General features: G+C 35.5%; 16 protein-coding genes. 4 read left to right on the top strand and 12 right to left on the bottom strand.

The genetic code is table 11. The features are described 5' to 3' along the window. Positions 1–3 precede the first annotated feature (3 nt). The 10 genes from PYW33_RS16655 to PYW33_RS16610 all read right to left on the bottom strand — a co-directional run bounded on the left by PYW33_RS16655 (position 4) and on the right by PYW33_RS16610 (position 9,773). Positions 4–819 carry a VirB8 family type IV secretion system protein gene (locus tag PYW33_RS16655; RefSeq protein ID WP_004644763.1) on the bottom strand — a complete coding sequence of 272 codons (816 nt, stop codon included), beginning with the start codon at positions 817–819 and terminating at the stop codon, positions 4–6. Positions 820–972: 153 nt separating this feature from the next. Then, positions 973–1,674, bottom strand: coding sequence for a P-type DNA transfer protein VirB5 (virB5, locus tag PYW33_RS16650; protein WP_004644764.1), 702 nt, complete (start codon positions 1,672–1,674; stop codon positions 973–975). 11 nt (positions 1,675–1,685) lie between these two features. Beyond that, entirely contained in the window at positions 1,686–2,711 is a 1,026-nt protein-coding gene (locus tag PYW33_RS16645) for a TrbL/VirB6 family protein (protein ID WP_004644765.1), read from the bottom strand. A 23-nt stretch (positions 2,712–2,734) separates the two neighbouring features. Beyond that, complete coding sequence (locus PYW33_RS16640) at positions 2,735–3,043, bottom strand: hypothetical protein (protein ID WP_004644766.1); 309 nt, start codon at positions 3,041–3,043, stop codon at positions 2,735–2,737. A gap of 2 nt (positions 3,044–3,045) precedes the next feature. After that, positions 3,046–5,508, bottom strand: a complete 2,463-nt coding sequence (locus tag PYW33_RS16635; protein WP_004644767.1) for a VirB4 family type IV secretion/conjugal transfer ATPase — start codon at positions 5,506–5,508, stop codon at positions 3,046–3,048. 7 nt (positions 5,509–5,515) lie between these two features. After that, positions 5,516–5,842, bottom strand: a complete 327-nt coding sequence (locus PYW33_RS16630) for a VirB3 family type IV secretion system protein (RefSeq protein ID WP_005407440.1) — start codon at positions 5,840–5,842, stop codon at positions 5,516–5,518. Then, positions 5,842–6,147, bottom strand: coding sequence for a TrbC/VirB2 family protein (locus PYW33_RS16625; protein WP_004644768.1), 306 nt, complete (start codon positions 6,145–6,147; stop codon positions 5,842–5,844). Before PYW33_RS16625 ends, PYW33_RS16630 begins: the two co-directional genes overlap by 1 nt. Before the next feature lie 134 nt (positions 6,148–6,281). Further along, positions 6,282–6,959, bottom strand: a complete 678-nt coding sequence (locus PYW33_RS16620; RefSeq protein ID WP_004644770.1) for a lytic transglycosylase domain-containing protein — start codon at positions 6,957–6,959, stop codon at positions 6,282–6,284. Continuing rightward, the gene (gene topA, locus PYW33_RS16615; RefSeq protein WP_004644771.1) at positions 6,959–9,211 is read right to left on the bottom strand and encodes a type I DNA topoisomerase; all 2,253 of its coding nucleotides are present in this window, start codon (positions 9,209–9,211) and stop codon (positions 6,959–6,961) included. The genes PYW33_RS16620 and topA overlap by 1 nt, the downstream gene beginning before the upstream one ends. A 283-nt stretch (positions 9,212–9,494) precedes the next feature. Next, positions 9,495–9,773 carry a hypothetical protein gene (locus PYW33_RS16610; RefSeq protein WP_004644772.1) on the bottom strand — a complete coding sequence of 93 codons (279 nt, stop codon included), beginning with the start codon at positions 9,771–9,773 and terminating at the stop codon, positions 9,495–9,497. Between the two features lie 464 nt (positions 9,774–10,237). Here PYW33_RS16610 and PYW33_RS16605 point away from each other — a divergent pair, with 464 nt between their 5' ends. Continuing rightward, positions 10,238–10,483, top strand: a complete 246-nt coding sequence (locus PYW33_RS16605) for a hypothetical protein (protein WP_004644773.1) — start codon at positions 10,238–10,240, stop codon at positions 10,481–10,483. A 25-nt stretch (positions 10,484–10,508) separates the two neighbouring features. Here the strand turns inward: PYW33_RS16605 and PYW33_RS16600 are convergent, their stop codons facing one another. Together PYW33_RS16600 and PYW33_RS16595 are read right to left on the bottom strand one after the other, a co-directional pair. Then, a complete protein-coding gene (locus tag PYW33_RS16600; RefSeq protein ID WP_004644774.1) occupies positions 10,509–10,829 on the bottom strand; it encodes a hypothetical protein in 321 nt (106 codons plus the stop codon). Positions 10,830–10,840: 11 nt separating this feature from the next. Continuing rightward, entirely contained in the window at positions 10,841–11,113 is a 273-nt protein-coding gene (locus PYW33_RS16595) for a hypothetical protein (protein ID WP_004644775.1), read from the bottom strand. A gap of 1,186 nt (positions 11,114–12,299) precedes the next feature. Here PYW33_RS16595 and PYW33_RS16590 point away from each other — a divergent pair. The 3 genes from PYW33_RS16590 to PYW33_RS16580 all read left to right on the top strand — a co-directional run bounded on the left by PYW33_RS16590 (position 12,300) and on the right by PYW33_RS16580 (position 15,771). Then, complete coding sequence (locus tag PYW33_RS16590) at positions 12,300–13,490, top strand: replication initiation protein (protein ID WP_004644776.1); 1,191 nt, start codon at positions 12,300–12,302, stop codon at positions 13,488–13,490. A gap of 165 nt (positions 13,491–13,655) precedes the next feature. After that, positions 13,656–14,684 (top strand): IS701 family transposase, encoded by a 1,029-nt coding sequence (locus tag PYW33_RS16585; RefSeq protein ID WP_080591875.1) that lies wholly within the window; start codon positions 13,656–13,658, stop codon positions 14,682–14,684. A gap of 622 nt (positions 14,685–15,306) precedes the next feature. After that, complete coding sequence (locus PYW33_RS16580; RefSeq protein WP_004644779.1) at positions 15,307–15,771, top strand: hypothetical protein; 465 nt, start codon at positions 15,307–15,309, stop codon at positions 15,769–15,771. Positions 15,772–15,933: the final 162 nt, after the last annotated feature.

Raw genomic sequence — 15,933 nt, 5'->3', positions numbered from 1 at the left:
CCTTTACATTCCTTGTTGAGCTTGTGGCTGAACAGCAGCCCCGCCTTGTTGAATCGGAACATAGACTTGCTGACTAGGTTCAACAACCGCAGCTTGCGCTACAGGTCTGTTAGGAGATAGTTCAGGATCGACACGATAGCCCACGACCTTAAAGCCGAATGGATTTTTAATTAGATCTTTTTCTACCAGTTTATTTAGATTGTTCGGAGCATATTCATATCGAATACTTGCAATATAATATTGTGGCTGTTCATCACGATTAGCTTCGACTGAATGCAAAGTCTTAGTGAAGCGGACACTAGCGGTAAAACCTGTTTCATCCTGATTAGTCTGGACAGAAATCACATCAACTTTTAATTCATATTTTTTGCCGTACTTTTTATCTCTTGCGCTATCACCTTCATAGAGTGAAGCAAAGTCATTACCGACCTGATTACTGCTCATAGTCATGACTAAATCATAATCTGGCTGTAATAACGGATAGAAATAACTCTCACGGGCGGTTACATAGCGAGTAATGTTATTTTTATCAATTAATTCTTGTTTGCCTTTTACTTGCTGATCATCAACAACGCCCACGTATTCAACATTTCCTTGAGCTTTATCTACTGTGAAAACAACAGGTACAGTCTGGCGCATTGGAGCTAATGTCACTAATCCAATGGCTTCTAAGACGGCCACGCCCACCGCTACTTTTGCAATAGTCCAAGCTTTACGTTCTGACTTAGCCCGCATCGCAATAAGATCTGCTTCCCAATCCATAGCTTTTTCATAGCTTTTAGCTTCTTCAGCAGCAGATACTTTTTTAAGTTTGTTCATGATAGACCCTATTAGAGTTATTTCTCTAAGTATGCCAAAAAATATAAAAACCGTAAACCAAAATAATATATTTTGGTTTTATAAATTCAATGTTTTCTGAAAAATTGCAAAAAAAATACCCATTTCAAAAGAAATGGGCTTTTTTTTAAAAGTTTAGTTACCAGAGTAGCCGTCAAGAATGTTGCCTTTTTGGGCAGCACGTTTTAATCGGCCTTCAATTTCAAGCTGTTGTGCTGCATCTTTTTGAGCTTGCGCTTGCGCCTGCATCAAAGCAATTCGGTTTGCATCATTAGCAACTTGTGACTGTTCTGCTTGAATCCTAGCCTGTAACTCAGCGATAGCTTTAGCATCAGTAGTGTTATTGATCTGTTTACGCAGATTATCAATCTGCTCAGTACGCAGATCCGCAACGCCTAACGCTTGCTGATTTAAAGCCTGTGTTTGTGCATTGTTATTTAATGCAGCTTGACAGGCTTTATAGTTCTGGCCAGTTCTAGAAGCACAGTCATAAACCATTGTGGCATCACGAATGTTTCTAGCTGCTGAAGTCATACCATTGACACCGCCTTGTTGGATGCCTTTATAAATGTCAGCAACGTCACTTGGAATCACGTCTTTAAGATATGGATTATTGACAGCGTCACCGAAACCACGAATACCAGTAATGGAATCGTATTGCTGTTTTGCCTGTTGGATCTGGTTCACCATCTGATTGTATTGCTCACCCCAAGCCACCATATTTTGAACAGCTTGAACAAGGTTAGCACCGTCAATGACAGGAATACCTGTAGCATTGGCTTGACCACTAATAAACAAAGATGAACCTAAACCCAAAGCTAACAATTGTTTTTTCATTAGAAAAATTCCTATTTGTTTCTTTTGAGGTTAGAGAGAGTATGTCGTTGATATAACGGCTTAGATCCTCCTGTATTCGAGCTATTGGAATTATTAGAGCTGCTAGAATTCCCTTGAACACTTCCCCCAGTAGTAGGAGTAGCTGAAGCACTATCAGATTTTGAATTATTACCGCCACGACCTTTAGTAATTGCTTGTGCTACAGCACGACCGACACCTTGAACACCCGCCCCACCTGTTATGGCTGAAGCCATCGTTGGAATGTTCCACATGATCACTACAATAGTTCCCGCAACAATACAGAGGGAAACTACAGAAGTAAGAATGTCACCCGCATCAAAGTTATTAGCGATTTGCGTACACATGCCTGAAACGAAAGCAAAGAGCATACTGATAATTGCTGTGATAAAGCCTATGGTGAAAACATAGCTCAATGTTTGAGAAAGCCAACTTTCAAAATATTTTTGTGTAGCAGGGAACATTGCACACAGAATGAATATGGGACCAACGCCTAAACAAAGTTGCAGACTGATTTTTGCCAGTAAATATAGACCAGTACCAATGAAGAACAATAGGAATTGAGCGACAGAAACAACAGCAGCAGATAAATACAAGCCAATATCAGGGAAAACGCCAGAAGCTGATTCAGCTTCTTCACCTAATTTTTGGATTAAATCACCCCACGGAACGCTCACTTGATCCAGTAAAGCACCTAACGAAGATTCACCACCTGGACTAACAATCTGAATTAAACCTATGGCTAGTCCGTTAATAGCTTCAACAACAAAGGATTGATAGACTCCCGCACTTAAAGCAATTCCACCAACAAAAGCGATCTTAAAAAACTTCCATAAAGCGGTATAAATAGAATCTTCTTGTGCGCCAGTCGCAATATTGTAGCCAATGATCAGGATATAAATTGTTGCAGCAGTCAAAGCTATAGGAACAATTGCAGAAGCGATATTACTACTAACACCTGTCACGTAACTTGCTAATAGAGAATCAATTTTTGTTTCTAATGTAGTAATAATTGCCATTGCAATCCCCTATGAATCCTTAATTATTTTGAATCTGGGTTATATCCATCAAGAATATTTCCAGATCCTTTTTTGGTTTCTGGTTTTACTGGTTTTACTGGTTTTTGAGGTGCAGAAGGATCATATTCATCAAGAATATTGCCCTTTTGGGATGCTCTAGCCTTGCGCTGCTTCAGTTCTTCTTGCTGTTCAGCAGTTAAGTCTTGAAGTTTTAATTGTTGTGCAGCCTTCACTTCTTCTTTTAACTGCTTAACCTGTTCCTTATCATCAGAACATGCAGTTGTTAAAGTAGAAATAACCAACAAACTAGATAGTGCTAAAAACTTAGTCATGACTAAGCAACTCCTTTTTCTGAAATTAATTTTTTACGTTCTGCGATCCGTTGTAAGAAAAGTTCGCCCCAATCGTTAGGATCTTCACCAACTTCATTCATGAGATTTTCGAGAAGTTCTACATTGTCCTTAGAGCCTGAAATAATCTGTAAAACGTCACGCATTTCGCCTAGATCCATTTTGCAGAGTGCGGAACGGCTACCCTGCTTAACTAAGAACATGCGTGAGTTTTCTTCTAGCTCTTTAATAATTTCAAATTCTTGCGGAGTGACCTTAAAGCCGTTTACATAGTCATCGTAATCAGCACGAGGATTAGGTAAAAAGATTTGAGTAACGCTTTGTTCAACCATTGTTTTACCAATGTCAGAATCTAAAACGTCACTTGGAGATTGCGTCATAAAGACACCTAGACCATTCAATTTACGTATAGTTTTCTGCTTATCTTTGGCAAAATCTTTGAAATATTCATCTGTTAATGGCTTCCAAAACTCGTCCATCCAATAAATAAACGGACTACCATCAATCAATGAATCTGTGATGTGTAATAGATAAGCCATGATTGGTGTACGGACTTCTGGATCATCTAAAAATTCCGTGTAGTCATAACCAAAGATTGGCATTTTGGCTTTAGAAAAGTCTTGAGTATCGTATGGATTATCAAAGACCCAAGATAAATTTCCGTCATGATCAGCAGTGTTACACCATTTAGCTAAACGATCCTGAAGCGAATCACCCCCGCCATTTACTTTCAGATTCATATATAAAGCTGAAAGTCTGCGGAGTTCTAACGGCATATCATCACGCATAATGGTACGAACAGCCTGACTGATTTCCAGATCTTCAGCAGCATTACGAACGCCACCTACCAGAATTTTTACAAGCTTTTCTACAAACTGAATATTTGTTTCAGTCGGTGGTAGCTGCAACGGATTAAAGCCAGTTGGTACACCACGCTCTAAGGCATAGTATTGACCCCCAATCCGTCTAATCCCAATTTCTGCGCCCCTATCTTTATCAAAGAAAACACCCTTCAGATTTTTATACTTACAAGCAAACATCATCATGGCCATGACTAGGGTTGTTTTCCCCACACCAGTTGTTCCAATGACACACGTATTACCTGGCATCTTGTCATCTGTAGAATCTTGCTTATCAGGGCTGACATGATGATTAAAGTAAAATGGTTGGCCACTTGGAGTTTTAAATAAAGCTAGTGCTTCACCCCAAGGATTGCCGTCACGCTTACCTCTTGCGAAGTTATGAAAAGGGCTTAAAGCAGAAAAATTTAGGCTTGTGAGATATGCTTCTCTTGGACGCATATTAAAGTTACCCGCTAATTGCGAGAACCATGCACATTCAGGAACAGTATCAATTACAGCCATTTTGAACCCTGCTTCATCTGATAAAGCAGTTCTGGCACTCGAAACATTTAGAGCAACTTGATTTGGTGAATCGCCAAAAATCGCAAGCGTATAGTGATATTCGCCTAACTGGAAATTCCCGCTATTAGCTTCACTCATAGCCAGATCAATATCACGAATCTCTTGATCTGAAACGTCCTCTACAGAATTTAGTTGGCCTTTAATTGTTTTTAATTTATCTACAGCATCACGCTTGCCATAAACCGTGAAACTTTGAGTTTCAATGTATTCATAGTTTCCATACAGGATGGAATTGCACATTCCTGATTCTGATAAACGTGGAAATTCTTGAATATCCAGAAAGCCTACATATTTTTGCGCTTCAGGATGTTTAATCTGTAAATAGCCATTTTTGTCACCAAAGAACAAGCGACTACTTGGAATATATTGATCAAGATTAGCCTGTCTTAAAGGGATTTCTTCCCAAACTCCATTAGTTAAAAAACCAAGTAGATTACACATTCCGGAGTAGACAAAACCTTTCTTGGTATAGGTCGCCAGACGTTCTGGATTGTAGTGATATAGACTTGCTTCAACCTGTTTGGCTACATCATCCAAAATATCGAGATCCCGCTTAATCTGCTTTTTCAGGGCTACTGGATCACGACTAGCTTTACTCTTAAAAATCTTTGTTAATCTGGAAATTTCAGGACGATAAAGAATTGTTAAATACAATTCAGTAGCCATCTGTTTATTCTTTTCACCCTGAAACTGCTGATAATATCTTTCATTAAAATCAGCAATAAAATCATTTTCATAAACGCCATTTAGACGTTCATTAACTCCCCTACGAATCTTATGCGTCCAAACAGCAAAGTGACCGCCACCTAAAGCACGATAAAAATTATTTAATCCTTCTTTACGGATTCTAATAATATCGGCTTCAACTGTTTCAAACGAAATGCCTTCTAATTTCCATGTAGCAATGTATTCACCATTTTTAAGCTTAATAACATTGTTGGAAACATGATTACCAAACGGCAGATAGTCTGAAATTGCGACTTCAGCATTTGCGCTATCTCTAACTTGCTGTTTTGAACGCATGATATTGTTATTTCCTTTTCTTTAATTTAAGTGGCGAAAATGAGATTGCTCCCCATTTTTGATGGTTCTGGATCTGTTTCCCTCTTATGCGCCACCGCATCAATACTTGCTTTAATCGTTGGTCATCTACTTTTGTTATTGCCCGCATCCAGAAGTAAATAGGCACATAAATAGCTGCTATAAATAAAGTCACATAGGCACTGAGTAGATAAAAAGACCAACCCGCTAAAAGAATTGCTACCCCCGTCACCAACAAAAAAGGCAACATTGGAACGCCAAAAAGCATGGCAGGACGAGTGCAACCCCTGAAAATTGGATCAGAAAAATTCGACATTAGTTAATCAGCCAAGCAGCGATACCCGCAGCACCACCTACCAAAATGCCCCCAATAACGATGTTAGAAATGTCTGACCACTTTGCTTGTTGCCAAGCCAATTTAAAGCCAGCCCACATGATAGTGATGGTAAATACAGTTACAGCCACACCCGCTAAGACTGACTGAACATTAGCCATAACCGTATTAACTTTTGAGATTTGAGCAAAAGCAGGGCTTGAGATTAACGTCATGAACAACATCAATACGCTTGCTTTGATACCAGTCGTTTTAGTCGTTGTTATTTGCGTTTGATTTGCTTTCATTATTTTCTCCAAGTGAAGCAATTAAGACCTAGCGCATTAAGCACCAAGAACAATATTTTTGGAAAATCAAATATTGTTCATTGGTACTAGATATTTAATATATTACACTAAGTTTTAAACTTTTTGAAAATATTTTAAAAGACCATAGAAGATTTTAAACTTTTTTCTTTTTCTTTAAAGTCTGTACCGTTAGTTAAGAAAAATGAAGGCCGTTTCTCCACTACTGGAAGGCTTTGAAGTTCTGTATTTTCGGTATATCCACTGGAGTTAGGCATATCTGCATTAGTAGCAAAATATGCAAGCTGTTCCGAGCTATTCATAGGAGGTGAAGGAGGATTGAATTTTACAGGCATGGTATTGAGTGAACCATTAGCAAAATAATTCAAATTTCTTGATACTTTCGCTACATACCCATTTCTAAATCCTGATGAATGGTTGCCAGTGTTATAGCAAGACATAGCTTTATAAATATCTTTGCCTTTTGCCCTATTTCGGCAGTCGTTAAAGATAAATTGCATTGCGCTTAGATTAGTGCAGGGATCAAAAACTTGCTCGACACTAAGATTTAGTCTTTTGAAATTAGCACTATTAATTTGAGCAAAACCAACATCAATATTTCGTCCCTGGCTAATTAATCTTTTGGCCAGAGATACAGCTTCTTCATAGCTAGTCGGCTGTTTTTTAAGACCTGCGGCACGATTAACCCCTATCGCAAAAGGATTAAATGAGGATTCAGATTTAACAATTGCAGACGCAATATTTACATCAACTTGTGGCGCACATTGTTGTGCCAAAACTACGAAATCAATCATTACTTTTTCACCTCAAATTTTGGCTTACCTTTTTGATCTGGGTAAGTAGCGGAGCACCCATTTTTATAGTTGGTACACCCCCAAAAATAGCCATTTGCCCCATTGATCCGTCTTAAATCACTGGCACATTGAGGACATGAATAGACTTCAAGAAGTGGCTTTTTATTAACTTCAGGCAAAAAGACTTTGCAATCTGTTTCCCGATTAGGACAGAACCAGATCGGATCTTTACCTTCTTTTTTGGATCTGAATAATGGCGTTGAGCATTTAGGGCAAGGATATTTGATTTTCTCTACTGGCTGACCTTTCTTGTTATCCATCGAGTGCTTACATTCCTGATCATTGCAGATCCAAAAAAATTCTTTAGTTTGCGAATTTTGGAATTTATTTAAGCGACCTGTTTTACATTTAGGGCATGAATGAATAACTTTTTCGACTGGTTTACCCTTGTCGTCATCCATCGAGTGCTTACAGTCCTCATTGCTACAAATCCAAAAAAATTGATTGGTTTTAGTATTCTTAAATTTTTTTAACTGGCTCTTACACTTTGGACAAGGTATTGCGTTTATAGCTGTCAGTTTTGAAGCTGTACTTAGCTCTTGAGCAAGTTGAGTGTATAAGGCAGAAACAACCGAATTATATGAAGTTTCACCAGATGCAATTTTATCTAGCTGCAACTCCATCTCTTTTGAATAGTGCAGATCCAGAAAGCTAAACTTAGCTTTTAACAGACTACCAATTAGATCATTCCCTAATTTAGTGGGTTTTAAGACTTTCTTTTCTACCTCTAAAAAGCCCTTATTCAGAATATTGGCCATGATTGATGAATAAGTAGAGGGGCGACCAATCCCGCAGCTTTCCAATTTTTTAATTAGTGAAGCTTCTGTATAGCGTTTTGGTGGCTTGGTTTGTTTTGCAATAACTTCACCGCTTTTAACATCAACTACAGAACCAACTTCTAAGACCGGCACCACGCCTGAAGGCTCGTTTTCATCTTCATTCAGGCAGTCTTTCCCAAAAACCATCCACCCTTTTTTTATTAACTCACGGCTTTTAGCATGGAACTTATATTTTCCATCTTCAGACAGTAATTCCAAAGTAACGGCTTTATATTCAGCTTTGGCCAATTGACTTGAAATAGTACGTTCCCAAATCAATTGATATAAAGCTTTTTGTTCTGGTGAATTTCCTAGATCTTTATCAGTTATGTGAACAGGTCGGATTGCTTCATGTGCATTTTGCGCCCCATCTTTTTCCTTAAACTTATTAGGCTTTTCAGGTAAAGAAAATTGATGTTCATTAGCATAAGCAAAGATTTCTTCTACACTTTCATCAGCTATATTTAGGCCGTCAGTCCGAATGTAAGTAATTGCCCCCTGTTCAAATAATGCCTGTGCTGCTTTGGTCGTTTGTTGAGGGCTAAAGCCTAAAGCTACACTAGCAGCTTGTAAAAGTAGGGCTGTAGAGAACGGAGAAGGAGCATTTGAATACTCTGTTTTTTCAGTGCAGTTTAAAACTTTAACTTTCTTAGTTTTTGCAACTTCTTCAGCTAAGGAACGATCTAAAATATAAGGCTGATCCTCAGTTACAAAATCCGTTGTAACCCATTGCGAGATCCATTTTTTAGGCTCTTTATCAAAACTCAAATTAACGCCAAAGTGGTTAGTAACTTTGAATTTCAGGATTTCGATTTCTTTAAGGACAACGATTAAAACAGCAGGAGATTGTACCCGCCCCGCAGATGAAGTCTGCCCCATAAGATTAGATGCAATAGGGGAAACTAGATAGCCCACCAGACGATCTAAAGCCCTACGTGCTTCTTGAGCATATACAAGCTGATAATCTAAACCACGCCCATTATTAATGGCTTCTCTAATAGCTTTTTCTGAAATCTCATTAAATTCTATTCGTTCAAATTGACCATCTTCCAGACCTAAACATTCTTTTAAATGCCATGAAATAGCTTCACCTTCCCTGTCTGGATCGGTAGCTAAATAAATCTTGTCTGCTTTATTCAAAAAGGCTCTTATTTTTTCAATACGTTTTTCGCCACCGTCAAAAGTTCTGTCATTAACTTTAGCATCAGGAATAAATGAATATTCCATTGCAAAATCATTGGCTATATCAATACCTAAGCCTTTTCTTGGTAGATCCCGAACATGGCCAACACTGGCCACAACTTTAAAATTAGATCCTAAATAACTTCCAATTTTTGAACATTTGTTAGGAGATTCAACGATTACAAGATTCATGGGTTATTTCCAAATTGTGAAATTTAGGAAACTCGAAAGCCCACAAAGAAAAGATGAATATAAGAAAGCAACTACTTGAAATTTAGTGAAATCTACAAGGATTTCTAAAAGCAGTGCATCTTGTGGCATGAAGCACACAAGATAAACACATGAAATAACTAGAAAAAATTTTAAAAAATTTCCATATTTATATAAACTTATAGCCATTTTCTTAAATATCTTCTCAGAGCTTTAAAGTAAATTATCCAAAATATATCATATTGGAAATGGATTTTGTATTTTTTTACTTGATTCTTATTATTTTTACTTCTTCTGTATAAATTTTTTCTTTCAAGAAATCATTAAGCCTAGTCAGATCCTTAAAGATCCTAGCTTTATCTTTTTCTCGTCTTGTTGTTAAAGTCCAAACCTTTTGGCCTGACCATGCCAGTTTTGCTGTAATAAAAAATCCACCCTCAAATTCATTAATAATTAACTCTTTAATAAATTCTTGTTTATTAGATTCCTCAAGCACCACCTCTGAAATAGAAAAATCAGGATCAATATTTATAAAATCAGTCATCCATAAAACCTTTTAAAACACCCGTAACAAAGGTGCATTATCATCAATTTAGGTAATCTTGGTAAAGTTTTTTTAAAGAATTTAAATAAATTTAAATCTTTTAGCTAAAATCTGTTTTAGTCATGACTAAAAACCTCGATGCCTGGATAAAAGCTGCAGCGTTTATCCAGGCATCTATATTACCTATCTAATCCAGCCCCCTAAAGGTATCTCAGAGCAAAGTGTCTATTTTGCGAACTGGTGCAATATGTTAATTTCCCCTCCCTGATTACTGTTGCAAGGGGCAAGCGAAGCCAACAAAATCTGTGGTTTTGTCGAGCTGACCGCAGTACCGCAACTACTCCCATCTGTTCCAGTAGCGGGATATACAAAGCCATCCCGCAGGGTGGCGAACAGATAAAGTAGTAAATTATTTGAAAAGGACTTAATATCCACCTGTGGACATTCATTAAATAGGATAAGTTATGACTGAAGAAACAGAAACAGCACAAAAGGTAGTAGATCGTAGAAAAAGATATAGAAAAAAGGCTTCAACCAAAACTCCACTTTCAGTTTATTTCAATATGGATGTTCCTGAAGATGTTGAAGCACTGGAAGCCTTGGAATACTTAAAAGATATTTATGGCGGGGAAAAACAAGGAAAAAGTGTAGCCGTCAAAGAAGTTTTGAGAATTTTTTATAAACAATTACAAGAAAAAAAGCCTGATTAAATCAGGCTTTTTTTCTTGCAAAAACTTAGGACTTTTTCACTGTAGTAACTAACTTGTCATCTACATAAAGATAAACTCTTTTATTATTTGTATAAGATGAAATTTTAGGTTGCCCTTCTCCACCTCCAACAGATCCGTCTTGATTACTGCTAACGAAAGAACAATGAGGAAAGCCTTTACCTTTAGCCAAATCTTTTTTTACGTCACGAATTGTAGACTGACATTCAGAAATATTAAGACCGCCAGCAAAGCACATAAAAGCACGACAGCCATAATTTTCGTCTTTAGCTGCAACTAAGGCAGAAGCACTAGCTAAGGTTAAACCTAAAATAAATTTTTTATACACAAGTAGTCGCTCTATTTAAATGAGTTTTCCAGTACGAATAACTTGCCTTCAAAGTTTAGAGATATTGTTTTGGCATTACTGCACATTGAACAAATCTCTTGAATCAAGAAGGGTAAATTCCGTGTGAATCGAATTTTTCCTGATGCGGTATGAATAACATGATCAACATTATTTACTTTTACAGTCACGAAATATTGGAACTGTTCATTCATACCAATTTCAACACCATAGTTATTGGCATTGAAGTCATCGACTGTTTTCAAGTCATTCATGGTTAAAGCCATTTCTGCAAGATTCCTAGTTTTTTGAAAGTGAAGTGCGGATTCTTACAAAATATAATTAATTTAAAAATGTAACTGAAGTGTTACTGTGTGTAAAAGACACAAAAACACCAATTATTTTTAAACAATTTTAATATATATGAAAAAGTTTTAAACTTTAACAAAAAAGTTAAAACTTTTTTAAAAAGTTTGTATATATCAAAACTTATATTTTTTTAGATCCCTTCCCTTTTTTGTCATGTAAATATCACTTTAATAATCTTCTAAACATTTCTAAAAACTTTTTAAAAAAACTAGAATCAGATTTAAAAAGAGTTTAATTAAAGTTTAGGAGTGTTTAGAACAGTTTAAGAGCATTAATTTCTGTTTGTAAAACATAAGCTTATAAGTTCATAACTATACGTTTTGTCGCTACAACTATACGTTTTGTCGCTACAACTATACATTTTGTCGCTATAACTATACGTTTTGTCGCTATAACTATACGTTTTGTCACATACCTATACGTTTTGTCGCAGATAATCCACAGATTTATCAACAGCATACAAAAAATAGCTAAATTTTGCTTAAAAATCAGTAATTAATTAGGCTTTTAACTCTAACTTATTATATTTTTGCGTATTTTTTAGCCTTAACCTATTTTGTACTCCCAAAACTATACGTTTTGTCGCAACTTCCGCGCATAACTATACGTTTTGTCGCAAACCTGCAATTATGCTTACTGAATACGATTATATATATTTTTCAGGAATTAACTAGATTCTTATATATATAATAAATCATTGTTTTATATAGATAATTAAATTTAAGAGCTATTTTTATTGTTTGGGGTAAAAGAAGAAATTTGTATAGGCTTAAAACCATAACTATACGTTTTGTCGCAACCTAAGTATATGATATGTAATAATTTTATTTAAATATCTAAAATTGATTATTTTTTATCAGGGATTTGTTTTAAAAATAGCCATACGTTTTGTCGCATCGTAAGTAATTGAAATAAAACAAAATAGATAATAATAAAATATATTTATTTTTTTATACTACTATAGGGTTATAGAGGTATTTAAAAGACTTTTTATATTTTTTATATTAAAAAACAATAGATTAAAAAGTTATTAAATAACTATACTTGATAAAGGTACTTGTATAGTTATAATGATCTTAATAGATATAACGGATTTACAAAATAATGCAGAAAATTATTGGTTCACAAGGTTTAGAGGACTATACCCAATCTAATACAAGGGCAAAATTGACCGATTTAGTTGTGACCCGCAATGATTTCCCTACAGCCAGATATAGCATTGATCTCAATCTTGAGAAGCTTATGTACTGTGCAATGATCATCGTTAGAAAGAATGAGCTAAAAAATAATACCTCAATTACTCATGACGATTTTATTTATGTGAGCAGCGAAAACTTTGGAGAATTGACTTCTCCAATGGCCAGAAAGGAAGTACTTACAACAACAGATAAACGTGAAATTCAGAGAAATGCGGAAACCGCTTTAAAACGTATTTATACAAAATTTGATAACCCAACAATGTTGGTTAAAGATGGTTTATCTGATGAACCTGCTAAAGTTCCGATGATGACTTATTGCCATTATGACAAAGTAAGTAAATGTATAAAGGTCAGATTTGCAAAAGAATTTTTTGAGTATTTTTATGACTTAGTTAAAAAAGTAGATGAAAAAACTAAATCATTTAGTAGCCATGAACTGAAGCATATTATCTTATTTAATTCGAGCTATTCCCTTCGCTTGTATCGGATCTTAATGAGCTATATGTGGCGCACATCAGAGGTCACTATTGATCTGGAAGAATTAAGATGGATGCTTGAATGTGAGGATAAATATAAAGAGCTGGCCAATTTTAAAAGCCGTGTTTTAAATGTGGCTCAAGATGAAATTAACGAACTTAGCAATATTAATGTTAAATTTGAGAACGTAAAAAACGGAAAGGAAGTAGTTGCTATTAAGTTTATGTTTAACTTGAAAACTGAATATAAAGAGCAAGGACACCTTAAATTTATAGATAAAATGAAAAAGGGTTATCTGGCTGCTGCGATTCCATTTAGTGATGATGGATCACACTTTAAAGCACCTGATCGGATTAAGCATTTCAAACCACCAGTAAAGGTATCTCCGAAACAAATTAGCACCTTAGTAAATTGCGAAGAATTTTTACTAGATTATGGATATTTCTTAGGTAATTTAGACGAGGATACTTCTAAAGTAATCATGCGAACTCTATTAACTGAAAAGTTAGATAAGCTTAATGCACATAAGCCAATAGATATGGACTATTACTTCTGGTTACAGGCAAAACGAGGGATTATTACTAGTAGCAATAATGATAAGAAGGACGATCAGGATTAATATTTAAAAAGCATACCCTCCATATTGTCTTAAACAGACTTCGCTAATTTAAGACAATATGGAGGTTTAATTTAAAACCTTCAAAAATTCTTATTAATCTATATAAAAATAGGACTTACGCATTGACGGATTTAAAAAAGTCTCAAACTACTTTATAACGTATCTGTGATCAGACGAACTAAACATGCTTCTACAGCAACTTGTACATTACCCATTTATATGGGCTTTCTCATGACAGAACCAAACTCTATTAGCTGCACACAACTTGCCGAGACTTATAATATCTCGCATGACAGTGTAAATCGCTTTTTGGAGCGTGAAGACTACACAGCTCACGATCTATATCAAGAAGCAATTCAACACATTGATAATAATAAACTTATAGTCAGTATTGATGATACTGTTTTAGATAAGCCATATAGTCAACATATGGACTTAGTTAGCTATTTTTGGTCAGGTAAACACCACCGATCCGTCAAGGGTATTAATCTCATTACCTTGTATGCGACAGATCAACATGGCAAAAATATTCCAATTAATTTTCGAATTTATGATAAGTCAGAAAGTAAAACCAAGAATGATTACTTTATGGAGATGTTAAGTGAAGTACTCGATTGGGGTGCAAAGATTCAATTCATTACAGGTGATAGTTGGTATTCATCGACTGAAAATCTAAAAACCATAAGAAAACATGGTATTCGATTTATGTTTGGTGTCGACAGTAACCGTAAGGTTTCCCCTGAAAAAGGACAATGGTTTCAACTCCGTTTATTGCCGAATTTTCATCAGGGTCAAGTGGTCTGGCTCAAAGATGTTGGCTTTGTACAATTATTTAAGACTCAGTTAAAAGAACAGCAGAGATTTTATATTGTGCATCAAGATGAAGATGATTTATTGTCCTTTGATGGTTTTTATGAATTACATTCAAGTCATTGGAAAATAGAACAATATCATCGAGTAATTAAACAGGTTTGTCATATTGAAAAGTTTCAAGTAAGACGATCCAAGCTGATTTTGAATCATATTTTCTCAGCCTTGATGGCCTATGTTGAGATACAAAAGAACCAGTTTGAGCGGATCTTTGAAAATGTATATCGTTGGCAGAAGAAATTATTTAGACCAATTATCAAGAACTTTATTGATGAATTTATTCTCGATAAGAATCATCTGCTGCCACAGAAAATCTATAAATAATAGTGCGTAAGTCCTATAAAAAGTATCTTTTCTATTCGCATTCAAATAGTAAAATTTAATAATTAGCTGATTGATACCTTAGTCATGACTAAATATTTGCGTTTAGCCTAAGTGGAATATTTTGCCATCTTTTTAGAATATTAATTTACCCCCATATAATAAAAACAATAACTTAATGTTTCCCAGGATTTGGCCAAACCTGTAATATTTTGCTAATAAATCCAGTCTGATAAGTTTTTAAGAATTTAGTTTTTGCCTTACTTATCCCTACATTTTTTATTTTTCTATGCTATCTGGTCGCTACCCTCCGGAATAGCTTTGTATATACCGCTACTGGAACAAATGGGAGCAGTTGCGGTGCTGCGGTCAGCTCGACAAAATCACAGATTTTGTCGTCTTCGCTTGCCCCTTGCAACGGTAATCAGGGAAGAGAAAATTTAACTGATTGCTTCAGTTCGCAAAGTAGACACTTTGCTCTGATATACCTTCTAGGGATCTTAACTAAACATTGTTATATTTCTTAGTCATGACTAAGCTATTGCTTGAATGTCCACAGGTGGACTGGTATAATGATTTTTATCAGGACGCATCGGGCGACCTGAAATAAAACAGGTATTTAGTTATGAATCAGGATTTAGTTTTAGTATATACATTAAAGAAATCTGAAGTTGAATCAGTCCATTTTTTTGGCTACTTAGACAATCTTAATGAACAATATGTTTGCTGTCTTACTAAAAAGAATGTAGGTCAATTAATACTAGAATTACAAAACAGTTATGGAGAAAGCTTTGCTGCTGCTTCAGTTATGACTGAAAAAGATTTCTTTCAGAAAGAGAATAACTATTTAGAACCGATTGAAATTTCACTAACTGAATATGATGAAATGTTTAATATTCTTCCCCCTGCCCGCACGTATGGAGGTTTTAACTTTGAAATGTTCATGCTACCTGAACAGTTGGGAGGTGGGCTATTCTCACACTTTTTAGTGACCTTTGAGCCATACACTAAAAAACGCCTTAAAGCATATAGAGTGACAGCTTATAGGAATGATCCATTCCATATAATTTTTAATTCTTGTCCAATTTAAAAGAGATCCCCGAAAAGGGGATTTTTTTATAATTTCTTAGTCATGACTAAGGGAAAAAGATTTTTCATCTTGTGTGTTTTAAGCTCATTTTAGCGTGTTGGTGAGTTTGATGTGGAGTAGCCAGAAATAAGATGAAAAAAGGCTATCAGCAGCCTAAGAAAC

The organism is Acinetobacter lwoffii, from assembly GCF_029024105.1.
In the GTDB taxonomy this organism is placed as follows: domain Bacteria; phylum Pseudomonadota; class Gammaproteobacteria; order Pseudomonadales; family Moraxellaceae; genus Acinetobacter; species Acinetobacter lwoffii.
The sequence above is the reverse complement of the archived record's forward strand: the minus strand, read 5'-3'. Positions and strand labels throughout refer to the sequence as shown.

Excerpts from the sequence above, each read along its gene's own strand:
- PYW33_RS16655 (WP_004644763.1), bottom strand. The coding sequence starts at position 819 with ATGAACAAACTTAAAAAAGTATCTGCTGCTGAAGAAGCTAAAAGCTAT.
- virB5 (WP_004644764.1), bottom strand. The coding sequence starts at position 1,674 with ATGAAAAAACAATTGTTAGCTTTGGGTTTAGGTTCATCTTTGTTTATT.
- PYW33_RS16645 (WP_004644765.1), bottom strand. The coding sequence starts at position 2,711 with ATGGCAATTATTACTACATTAGAAACAAAAATTGATTCTCTATTAGCA.
- PYW33_RS16640 (WP_004644766.1), bottom strand. The coding sequence starts at position 3,043 with ATGACTAAGTTTTTAGCACTATCTAGTTTGTTGGTTATTTCTACTTTA.
- PYW33_RS16635 (WP_004644767.1), bottom strand. The coding sequence starts at position 5,508 with ATGCGTTCAAAACAGCAAGTTAGAGATAGCGCAAATGCTGAAGTCGCA.
- PYW33_RS16630 (WP_005407440.1), bottom strand. The coding sequence starts at position 5,842 with ATGTCGAATTTTTCTGATCCAATTTTCAGGGGTTGCACTCGTCCTGCC.
- PYW33_RS16625 (WP_004644768.1), bottom strand. The coding sequence starts at position 6,147 with ATGAAAGCAAATCAAACGCAAATAACAACGACTAAAACGACTGGTATC.
- PYW33_RS16620 (WP_004644770.1), bottom strand. The coding sequence starts at position 6,959 with ATGATTGATTTCGTAGTTTTGGCACAACAATGTGCGCCACAAGTTGAT.
- topA (WP_004644771.1), bottom strand. The coding sequence starts at position 9,211 with ATGAATCTTGTAATCGTTGAATCTCCTAACAAATGTTCAAAAATTGGA.
- PYW33_RS16610 (WP_004644772.1), bottom strand. The coding sequence starts at position 9,773 with ATGACTGATTTTATAAATATTGATCCTGATTTTTCTATTTCAGAGGTG.
- PYW33_RS16605 (WP_004644773.1), top strand. The coding sequence starts at position 10,238 with ATGACTGAAGAAACAGAAACAGCACAAAAGGTAGTAGATCGTAGAAAA.
- PYW33_RS16595 (WP_004644775.1), bottom strand. The coding sequence starts at position 11,113 with ATGGCTTTAACCATGAATGACTTGAAAACAGTCGATGACTTCAATGCC.
- PYW33_RS16590 (WP_004644776.1), top strand. The coding sequence starts at position 12,300 with ATGCAGAAAATTATTGGTTCACAAGGTTTAGAGGACTATACCCAATCT.
- PYW33_RS16580 (WP_004644779.1), top strand. The coding sequence starts at position 15,307 with ATGAATCAGGATTTAGTTTTAGTATATACATTAAAGAAATCTGAAGTT.